The organism is Halomonas sp. BM-2019 (assembly GCF_017584085.1).
Window position 1 is genome coordinate 2,690,216 of the sequence record NZ_CP071922.1, and the last position, 11,296, is coordinate 2,701,511.

The following is an 11,296-nucleotide window of genomic DNA, read 5'->3' on the forward strand; positions in this document are numbered from 1 at the left end:
AACACTTGTACGCTGCATGCACATGACTGTCCGGAACAACGGGTACACGTAACCCGGGGCAGGCGCTGGCGGCTTCCCAGATTCGAGTTGCATTGTATTGACGCGCGGCCGTCCATTCCGGCAAGCGTTGTAGCTGAACCCGGCCAATCGCCGCCTGCATTTCGGTCAAGCGAAAGTTGGTTCCCAGGGAGTCATGCAACCAGCGAAAACCTGGTGGATGTTGTTGATGGTACACGGCGCGCAAACTCTTGCCGTGGTCCTTGTAGGACCACATGCGCCGCCACAGTTCGGGATCATTGGTGGTGACCATGCCACCCTCCCCTCCCGTCGTCATGATCTTGTCCTGGCAGAACGACCAGCAACCCACTTGACCGATGGTCCCGACACTCTGCCCCTGGAAACGGGCACCATGGGCTTGAGCACAATCCTCGATGACATAGATGCCATTTCGCGACAGAGCCAACAGACCCTCCATATCACATGGCCACCCGGCCAGATGCACGGCAATGATCGCGCGCGTGGCAGGCGTTATCAAGCCCGCTACTGTTGCAGGCGTAATGTTCTGTGAATTACGATCAACATCAGCGAAAACGGGGGTTGCACCAACCGCCACAATACAGGAGGCCGAGGCAAGAAAAGTCCGAGATGTCACAATCACTTCATCCCCTGGGCCAATACCCAGGCCATGCAAGGCAAGCTCGAGCGCTACCGTACCGTTACTGACCGCAATGGCATATTCGCACCCCACGGCCTCGGCAAATTCACGTTCGAACTCGCGACCCTGACTTCCCGTCCAGTAATTGACTCGATTGGATAGCAATACGGCTTGAACCACGTCGGCCTCTTCCTGGGTAAAGGAGGGCCACGGCGAAAACGGGGTGTTAAGCATGGTACGTGCTCCATGTAGCTATGCCATAGTAAACTACTCGAGGGGTCGAGCGCCCTGCATTGTGTTGACGGTGACACCCTACCACTCCAACAGGAATAAAAGAGGCTCGACAGCTCCGCAAAAAACCATCCTCAAGAAACAACTAAAAATTCGCTTATCGCTAAAAAACGAAGCATCAATGCGTCATGAAGAGTGAAGAAACTCACGTGATAAAATAGTCGACTCATCGTCCAGCCCCATCTCCTTGAGCATGCTGGAATTGACGAGGCGAACATCGTATTTCTTCAAGGCTTCTTCACGCGACCGCTTTCCCATCACGGCGACAAGGTCAGGTGAATCAAGAAAAACACGCATGGCGTGGGCCAATTCGCCGGAATTTCTCGGGAATACCAAGAACCCGTTCTCCCCATCAATCACGGTTTCACGACACCCCGGCGTATCGGTAGTAATGACAGGGCGACCCATCGCCAAAGCCTCTAGAATTGTCCGTGGGATACCTTCTCGATAAAACGTGGGCAGAACGAAGACACTGGAGGACCCGAAAGCCAATCGAACATCATCCATCACCCCCAGATAAGAGACGATACCATCATCGATCCAACGATCGAGTTCCTCACGAGTAATGGAGTTGGGGTTGCTGTCCAACTCACCAACAAGGAGGAAAGTGGACTCTGGATAAACCGACTTAAGCTGATAAGCTGCTTCCACATACTCTCTGACTCCCTTTTCGATCAGCAATCGTGCAATGAAAAGAAAGGTAACACGGGAAGGGTAGTTACTAGGGACAAAGTGTTCAATATCGACACCGGACCCATTGACGACAACCGATGGCGTCTTGCTATTGAGTATCTTCTTCTCGCGAAACAGAGCCTGGTCATCGGGGTTCTGGAAGAACACCTTGCTGGCAGAGCGGAGTGATAATCGATATAGCATTGATGCAATATTACTGATCAAGCGATGCTTGAAATTTACACAGTCCCCGGAGAAAGAGTAGCCAAGGCCGGTAATGAGTGCGAAGCGACCGGTGCAGCGCGACAGAGATGCGGCCATTGTCCCAAAAATAACAGGCTTAATGGTATAGCCCATGACGTTATCGGGCTTGATTGTCCGCATCAGACGGATCATTCCTATCAAAGTTAGAAAATCATGCCATGGATTTACTCCTGTACGTCTGAGAAAGATATCATGGACAATCACACCCTTCTTCTCCAGCTTCGCCCGAGTCTGGCAATCCCTTGTAAGATCAGGCGCCGCCGCATGGACCTCGACCCCCCGCCGAATCAAGTCGGAAATGAGGTGGCCACGAAAGTTGATGAGCGAATCTGATAAACCCGCAATTATGAGAAATTTCATATTATTCCTTAGCAGCGAGGCATTCAGACCATACACTACCGAATGAGCTAACCATCTTGTCGATGGTAAAATTTTGCTTTATATGTTCAGCGCAAGAGTGCTGACGCATGGTCCAAAGCACTGGAGTATTATAATACTCGTCGATCGCTGACTGTATGGCATCGGCCAGTAGCAAATGATTCCTCGGGGGAACAATCCATCCATGACCGCCGATGATAAGGGCCGTGTCACCTACATCTGTTGCCACACAGGGCGTACCGCATGCCATCGCCTCAGCCACGACATTGGGGAAGGCTTCACCAAAAGAGCTGGAAAGTATATGCAGATCAAGGCGGTTCATGATAGCAGGAATATCAGTGCGCAAGCCAAGCATGAGCACATGGGAGCCTAACCCCAATTCTGAAATAGCATGGGACAGCGTCTCATTGTTAGAGTCGAGGTCCTCGCCCACCAAAAGGCAGAGAAAATCGATGTTGCGATTCCTCAACTCAGCCAATGCCTTCAGGAGACTAAGGTGATCCTTCTGGGGATTGTAACGTCCGACCATGCCAAGCACAGGGAGATCATCTGCAGTTTCCGGAATTCCCGATAAAGCACCCTGTTTTTCATGGGGATAGGGATAAAACGCGGCTAGATCATACCCGTTGGGAATTACGGTCATCTTGTCCAACCGATAACCAAGTAACTCATGAATTCGCATGGATTCATGCGCACAGCACACAATGCGTGCTGGAACGAATCCCGACAGTATTGCACAAAACTTGGCCGACAGGATCGATGACCGTGAACTGTTTCCATGTTCCAGACGAGTGTGGCGTATTCCCCAGCAAACATGCCTGACCCCTGCCAATCGAGCACAAATACCGCCGATCAGATCAGGATGATACATCCAGGTTTGAACGAGATCCGGCTTATATTTCCTCAACAGTTTCCAGAGTCTTGCCATGCCTGTCAAAAGCCCACTACTGTAAGAAAATCCCAAATTCTCGACATTCACACCCTTCGAACTGAGTTCTTCTTCAAGTTCGCCACCTCCTATCATTGTAATCACCGTATGACGATTACCACTGTCGTGCAAGCAAAGTCGAAGCAACGCTGACTGAGCACCACCCGGATAGAGGCTAGTGATGACATGAACAATATGCATTGGCTTTCCTTTTCCGGCCATGAATCGAGATTCAAATTAAATATCACGCAATCAGAATCATGAGACGGCCTACCTTGGGGTAAAAACTGAGGCAAGCGATGTCAACACTATCCAGCCAGATAACGGTTATGCACCCACTCAAGAAAGCCGAAGGGCATGATGGAAATAACTGTCCACTTCAAACAGAATGATGGATCTGACGACCAGTAAAACGAACCAGGAAGAACAGAAAAAGGAAGTGACACACGCTTCTTCTTTTTTTCCAACCACGCGTACTGTACCATATGATTAGCGAAGTTCTTGATCCACTTCACATCCTCGCGGCTCACGTAAGGACTCAAGTCATCTACCATGTCTCGAAAAAGCTTGATTGAGGGAGTGGAGGTTCTGGAAACACCGATGACATCACGATAGGAAATTGCTGAAATATGCGGTGACCATACCATCACTTTCATTCTTGCCAACAGTTGCACCCATGCATACAAGTCACCTGAACGGTCTGTTCGTCCCTCTGGAAATATCTTGCAACTAAACAGAGCCTTTCGATTCAGCAGCAGTGTATTAGTTTGCATGGCTCGCATACCCTTGCACGCGAACTTGAGATAGTCGGACAGATAGAGCACCTTTACTCCGTCATCAATGAAGTGTTGAGTAAAAGGATCCATTTCCTGCTTGTCGCCGGTCTGGTTGATCCGGCCTGCCGAAATGATCGGAATATCCGGATATTCACGAGTCATCTGGACTGCACGTTCCAAGTGATCGGGCAGCCAGACATCATCTGCATCCAAAAAGGCCACCCATTCACCCGAGCTATTCTCTACGCCCAGATTCCTTGCGGCGTACCCCCCTGGACCGGGGGTCTCGCGTCGTATCACCCTGATCCTATGGTCATCGAATTCCGCAACCCGAGCAAGGCTGCCATCGGTTGCTGCATCATCCACGATCAATAGTTCGATTTGAGTATAAGATTGATCGAGCACAGACTGGATGGAGCGCGAAATATATTTTTCCTTGTTGTAAACGGGGATGATGACTGTTACTAGAGGTTTCATGGCCAACTCCTTGATTCCACTTGATTCCATATGGTAATTGAAACTCGCTTGATGCCGTGACCTCAGGAAGCCGACACGGCTCGACCTTGCCTTTGTTTCAAATAGGTTTGCGAAAACTTGTAACACAACCCCATACCAATCATCAGCCACATAAGTCTTGCGGAATACCCCTTGAAAATAAAGTCTTCCTTGTACTCGGATATAAACATTATCATCATAAACACGATCCAAAAACTCTTGTAATGAGTAATTGTGAGCACATGCTTGGCTAGATATGCCACAAAGAGATAAAATATGACGGCAAGCGGTATTCCCAATGCGGTAAACATCTTCAAATAGCCTATATCATAGCTTCGTCTCAGATCGAAATCACCCCAGTGAGACCCCACACCGAACAAAAGCTTGGGCCACTCGTTGGGGATATTGATCATTCTCCGTAAAGCATCCGTTGTTCCCTCCTGCTGAACACCTTCTACGCCTTGGTACAGAAAGGAAATGGAATAAGCAAGGAGGTTATCCGGAAACAGCATGGCAAAGGTTGGCGGAATGATGACAACAATCGCGGAAACGAATAAATATATCAGCATTCGCCGTGCCGAGAGCTTGTCCCTTGACATGACGAAGTTGAGAAAGTGAAACATGACAATACCGGCGATTGCCATGACAATACCTGTCCTGCCAATGAACAGCAGAGAAGTAAATATAGTCAATGACGCAATGGCGAAATAAGTAAAGCCAATCTTTTTCTTCAAGTACAATGCCTGAAGAAGAATCAGCATTGTACCGTGGAATAGCGAAAGATTTGCCGCACCACCGGAAGCAATTCCACGTAATCGAAACTCTCTCGTCAGATAATCGATGTTAGCGCTTTCAGAAAGATAGAGCATGGACTCAATGGCGATTCGGAATGGAGGGAAAAAATACTCCAGTACAATAATGACAGCGTTGACAAAAACAATGAAAACAATCAGCTTGAAACAAATCGTCAATGCCTGATCCATATCCAGGGCATTCTTCATGAAGGAGAGAGCGAGCACATAGCCCACGAGTATATAAATCGCAACCTGGATGATATAGTTGGAGAAAGTCGTATTGAACACGTCAGTATAAAAGATCAGCACCGTGAGATTGTAGAGAAAGAAAAGACACAGTGTGATAAGTGTCAGAACCAGAGGCAATTGGAGAAACGCCCTACCGGTAAGGATAGGGTACATGCCAAAGAAGATAAGGATTGACAACATGCCGCCGTGCAGAACCATGACACGGAGGTCAAAGTACGGGCTTAACAAATAAAGGTAAAGAAACAGGGTGAGCATGAATATTCTTGGGTAAGTAATCCCATGAATATAGCGTAGCCCTCCCCTGAAGCTATCAACATCGGCAGTTCTGGTCGTGTATTTCACGGCGATCCACCCTTGTGCATTTCAGCCTGTTCGGCTTTCAGGCATAGACTCGTGGAGTAACGTTCAGGGACTGGCATCCATGTGCCAGCCCCTGATGCCCGAGTTATTTGTAGGAGTAACTGTAATACCCGTAACCATAGCTGATTGCTGCGGTCTTCTCGATGGCATTCAGGATACATCCCTTGACAGGCACACCGGTATTGGCAAGACGGCGTGCTGCGATCTTGACCTCCCGCGGAGGGTTGACACCAAAGCGAGCCACCATCAGTGAAGTTCCTGCGACTTTTCCGATGATAGAAGCATCCGTGACGGCCAGAATCGGCGGTGTATCGATGAAAATCACGTCATAATCATGGCTAACCTTATCGAGCATCTCCGCAAAAGTATGACGCATCAGAAGCTCTGAGGGATTAGGCGGTGCTACCCCGCGGGTCATGTAATTCAGCCCAGGAACCTCAGAGGTACGTATGGCCCCCTCGACATCCAGCTTGCCGGAAAGCACCTCCGAAAGACCATGTTCAGACTTATCATGAAAGGCAAAATGGAGATTTCCCTTTCGCATATCCGCATCGATGATAAGGACCTTTTGTCCAGCCTGAGCACAGACGAACGCCAGGTTGATGGTAACAAAGCTCTTGCCGATGCCGGGACTCGGCCCCGTGATCATGATGGAGTTGTTGCGGGCATCCATCATCGCAAAGTGCAAGCTGGTACGAAGGCCACGAATGGCCTCAACTGCCATATCCGTGGGGTAGAGTTCGGCAAGGAAGCTCCCAATGGCATGCTGTGACCCCTTGCTATTACGGTACTTGACACGCTTGACAAGTTTCATCTGATCACTTGAGCGTGGCACTGTGGCGTATACAGGCAGCCCGGTGTCTTCCAGCTGCTCGGCACTTTCTACTCCCTTGTTGAGGAATCCACGGAGGAGGACAATGCTGGTAGCCAACAAGGCACCCACAAGTAGTGAAATGATAACAATCAGAGCTGATTTTGGCTTGATCGGACTAGACCGAGTGACGGCAAAGTCAATAACCCTGACGTTGCCAACGGTTGCAGCCTTGGCAATGTTGAGTTCCTGCATGCGGTTCAGCAATTGCACGTAGATTTGCTGAGTCACATCTACATCGCGATTCATGCGAAGAATCTGCTGCTGAGTTTCGGGAAGATTACTGGTGCGCTGTTCCAGGTTGGCACGTTCACGTTCCAGCTGCGCCCTCTTTTCAAGCAGGGAAGCATACATGGGATGATTCGGGGTGAAGCGGCGCGACAGCTCGGTCTCTTGCAGATCGAGGTCATTCAGGCGGCTTTCTATGTCAACCATGCTGGCCAACACGTTGCGCGTCTCTTCTGTCAGATCGACGCTTTCCTGTTCCATGCGATAGCTGTTCAGGCGATTCTCGGCCTCCACGAGTTGCTCACGCACACGTGGCAGCTGTTCATCGAGAAACTGCAGGCTGTTTTCTGCCTCAGCGGCCTGACGTGCAATATTCTGCGCCAAATAGACTTCCGTGATCGCATTCAGCGAGGACTCTACCTCCGCCCGGTCTGGGCCGGTCAGCACAAGCTCCAGGATTCCCGTGTCACGGTCTCCTTTTTGAGAGACTACGAAGCGATTCCGTAAGTAATTGATCATTGACTGTTGGCTGCGCTTGACCACCGTAAACTGAGCCCCGGGGGGGGCCTGGATGTCGCTGACATAAATCTCCATCCATGGCTCGGTCGACGACGAGCGCTGCCCGGAGAGGCCGCTCATCAGCTCATGGTCATCAACGTCCAGAATCCGGTAGCTATTTTCACCTGTCACTTCCAGGGTGAGTTCCCTGTTAACCAGCTCGGGGGCCACACTCAGTGACTCGACGAGAATCCTTTCTCCACCCCAGATTTCGGGTCGCCCCTGCGCAAAGTCGGGTCGGGGGACCTCATACCGGATGATAGCGCCACCGATAATGGGAAATGTAGCCGGGGACACACTGATATCCAGATTCTGACGATTGGCCGCTTGGCCAACAATGAGTCTGGATCGGAGGATCTCCATCTGAGCACCGGTGACAGGCTCCTCCTGCAGGAGCATCGCGGCAATTTGGTCGGCACCGGTCCTGGGTCCGGTCTTCTCCACCTGCACCAGCGCATCCCCTTGGTAGATGGGAGTGGCGAGCAAGGCATAGATCAACCCAGCCAACCCAAACAGCAGGGTACTGAGAATAATTTTCCATTTATTGTCCAGTAACATTCCCAAGGTACGACCTAGGTCGATATTCTCATCACCTTGAGGCACGCTGACAGCCGGTGCAGGATTGTTGCTGGGCTGCACTATGGGTTTATTGGAAGTGAAACTATTCATTGTCTGTCATCCATCGATAGGGTACTGGTGCATGTCAGGTTCGAATGCAGCTCTGAGTATCATGACAGCCTCACCGGATCCTCAGACCATAGGTAGATGAGGCTTCCATGATATAGATTCCCTTGCGTTATAGGTCACCAATATCGCTCGTGGTTGTAGCCACTGTGCCGGGAAGGGTGATGGATGGCAGCAGCAGACTGATGACAGTGTTCCAACGCGCCAGCGGTGCAGAGGTCACGTAGACAACATCATGTGGTTGCAGCGGGAAGTGGGACCCCATATTAAGTGCGACCGCATTGGAGATATCCAACTGGTAGACGGTTGCCATTTTTTCACTTCCCGGCGGATTGCCCCGGATAACGAAAATGCCGGATGGCTCGGCACGCGTTTCGACAACACCACCTGCGCGACCCAAGGCATCAGTGAGGCTGTAACGTTCCCTACCGGTGGTGATATTACCCGGATTCCTGACCTGACCCAATACAGAAATATTCTGGTTATCGGCAGATGCCACGTGCAGTATATCGCCTGGCTGCATGAGAGTATTCTGGGTCAGATCTCCCCTCTTCAGCATTTCATAGAGAGACAAGCTTCTTTCCTGGCCTCCCCGAGTGAGTACAACATTATGCCAGTTGGCATTGTCGGTTGCGCCACCTGCTGCGCTGATTGCATCCAGAACAGTTAAAGGAACATTTGTAATTGGTTGAACACCTGGGTTATTGACAGCACCGCTGATGTACACCTTTTTTGAACGAAACGCGGCAACATTGACCTCTACTTGGGGATCGGTGATGTAGGTTGCCAGCCGACGCGTAATTATCTGACGTATCTCGTTTACCGTCCTACCTTCTACCTGGATATTGCCGATGTAGGGGTAGTAGATCGTGCCATCGGCATGGATGGTATTCCCCGCCTCTGCCGCACTGCGCTCCCCTCCGGCCGGAATGGTCAGCTCTGGGTGATCATACACAACGATATTCAGCACATCGCCCGGCCCTACACGGTACTGGTAAGTCTCGATCTCTCTCACCATCTCCGGTGTCATGCCACGAGCCTTGCTGGTATCGTTGTCCATGCGATACGTTGACACGAGACTCGGCGTAATGGTGATAATATCTACCTGATTTTCAAGGGAAACTTCTTCAGCCTTGTAGTCAATATGACCGCCTGGCGAGAGCGCACAGCCCCCCATGAGCCCTATAGGCAAGAGCGCAACAGCGAAACAGGTACCACGTACTAACTTCTTCATGGTCTTCTCCCTTACTCGTGCGACTTTCCGAGTGTTTGTGATTAGGTGCGACCGATAGATGCTGTTCCCCTGGTAACCGACCTGACTCCTTAGCCATCTGGAGCCGGACTGATTCGTCCCACCCGGTCTTGTCACCTGGCCCTCATCTCCTGAGAGATCCGAGCCTATATCTGCGAGAGCCTGAGCGTTACAGGAGTACAACCATAATTACACAAAATTACAAATTTTACGAACCCACACGAGCATGAATTTCCTAATACTCAAGGACCTGAAACATCATGCGAGCTGATGAAAGAGAACGGCTCGAACATGCAGATAAAATATTGATATTAAACAAGTTTATCAGAATAGGGGGCGGTCACTCGTCTTTTGGAGGTCGCTCCTTTCTTGGAGACTGCAGCATCTGGAAGCAGTCATCCGGAACCTGAGAACCAAAAACCTAGTACTTGATACGCTATCTGTCCCGGACAGCCAGAGTGGCTGCTCGCATGGAGCTGCGCGTAGCCCTCCATGCTGGTTGCCCTCCATGCTGGTTGCCCTCCATGCTGGTTGCCCTCCATGCTGACAGGGTACTAGGCTGACGGGGGAGTCATATTCCTTCCGATATCTACGACATCCGGCGAGCGATTCATCAAGCGCATATAGTTATTACCAATCATGCCTGACACCTTGTGGGAGGTCACGATGGCGTTACTGCCATCTCCATCATTCGACTGGACATCGATTTGCCGGGACCACAGGAGTCTAATCCCTCCCCCCAAAAGGTAATTGTCCTTGATTTTCACCATGCGGGTGAACTTGTCGGAAGTGCCTTGGTATGCATCGGTGATTCCCGACCTGCTCGTCTTGAACTGATTACCCATGATCCAGAGACCCGTAGAGATTTCACCATCATCGGTCTGATGAAATCCTCCGTAAGCGCAACCCTGTTCTACGTTACTGGCGGTGTTGTATAGCACATGGATACCCCGATGCCGGTCAATCCAATACCCGTTACGGGTATTGACGGCACTATTGGCAATCAACTGCGTATCATAGGCTGAGGCTAATCGGAAACCATGAAGCACCTGGCCATCAGTATGATTTCCCATAATCAGTACGTTCTGGGCACCGCCCTCACACCCGATGCCGATAAACCCACGCAGCGCCCGACATTGGCGAATGATTCCCCGGTGGGTCGAGTTCCAGAAATCGCTATGGATATCATTGGTAAAGTTACCGACGCCATACCCAGTAATGTAGAAGCTATAACTTGATGCATCGACAGCAAGAATCCGTTCAAGAAGAAAGTCTGACATCCCTTCCAGTCGAATCAAGGGGCCATTGTGTGTCGCCTCTTTATCGGCACCAATCAGGCAAAAATCCTTGAGAAAGACACCATGATGATGAAGCGTCCTATCGACGTTCAGGTGCATCAATACATAATTATCCTGGCGCCAATCCTCGGTCCGTGCCTCGATAATCGTTCTTTCCATTCCCTGACCGCTAAGCCGGGTACCATCATGCAAATCCAGTTTCTTGTACGCCAGCCAGTGGCCCTCTTCAATCAGCCCTTCTATGCCATCCGTAGCAATATTATCCAGGAAGGTCTGCAGTTGTTCTTGATCCTTTACCGGGTCACCGCTTGGCTGCATACCCATCTGACTGGTAGTGACACAAGCATCCTTAGGTTTTGTATTGTTTGCTGATGGACGGCTAACTGCACGAGTGCCGCCCACGTGACTACCTACCGTTGCCGCGATCAAGATATTGTTGTCATCTGCAATTGATCCCAAGGACATAATTTTCTCCTGACCTCACAAGGCTAGCTCTCACTTGACCTTCCAAGGATTCTCCTTCACATGGAAACTTAAAGATTG

8 protein-coding genes are annotated in these 11,296 nt (G+C 50.4%); all 8 read right to left on the reverse strand.

Annotated features, from left to right (window positions below; genetic code table 11):
* Positions 1-889 (reverse strand): DegT/DnrJ/EryC1/StrS family aminotransferase (locus J5F18_RS13475; RefSeq protein WP_346299119.1); only part of this gene is annotated, 889 nt, incomplete at its 3' end.
* A 183-nt stretch (positions 890-1,072) separates the two neighbouring features.
* Positions 1,073-2,242 carry a glycosyltransferase family 4 protein gene (locus tag J5F18_RS13480; protein WP_346299120.1) on the reverse strand — a complete coding sequence of 390 codons (1,170 nt, stop codon included), beginning with the start codon at positions 2,240-2,242 and terminating at the stop codon, positions 1,073-1,075.
* A 1-nt stretch (position 2,243) separates the two neighbouring features.
* On the reverse strand, positions 2,244-3,389 hold the full coding sequence (locus tag J5F18_RS13485) for a glycosyltransferase (protein WP_346299121.1): 1,146 nt from the start codon (positions 3,387-3,389) through the stop codon (positions 2,244-2,246).
* 107 nt (positions 3,390-3,496) lie between these two features.
* A complete protein-coding gene (locus J5F18_RS13490) occupies positions 3,497-4,441 on the reverse strand; it encodes a glycosyltransferase (RefSeq protein WP_346299122.1) in 945 nt (314 codons plus the stop codon).
* Between the two features lie 62 nt (positions 4,442-4,503).
* A complete protein-coding gene (locus J5F18_RS13495) occupies positions 4,504-5,844 on the reverse strand; it encodes a hypothetical protein (protein WP_346299123.1) in 1,341 nt (446 codons plus the stop codon).
* Positions 5,845-5,947: 103 nt separating this feature from the next.
* Positions 5,948-8,188, reverse strand: a complete 2,241-nt coding sequence (locus tag J5F18_RS13500) for a polysaccharide biosynthesis tyrosine autokinase (RefSeq protein ID WP_346299124.1) — start codon at positions 8,186-8,188, stop codon at positions 5,948-5,950.
* A 127-nt stretch (positions 8,189-8,315) separates the two neighbouring features.
* Complete coding sequence (locus J5F18_RS13505) at positions 8,316-9,437, reverse strand: polysaccharide export protein (RefSeq protein WP_346299125.1); 1,122 nt, start codon at positions 9,435-9,437, stop codon at positions 8,316-8,318.
* 572 nt (positions 9,438-10,009) lie between these two features.
* Positions 10,010-11,218 carry a hypothetical protein gene (locus tag J5F18_RS13510; protein WP_346299126.1) on the reverse strand — a complete coding sequence of 403 codons (1,209 nt, stop codon included), beginning with the start codon at positions 11,216-11,218 and terminating at the stop codon, positions 10,010-10,012.
* Positions 11,219-11,296: the final 78 nt, after the last annotated feature.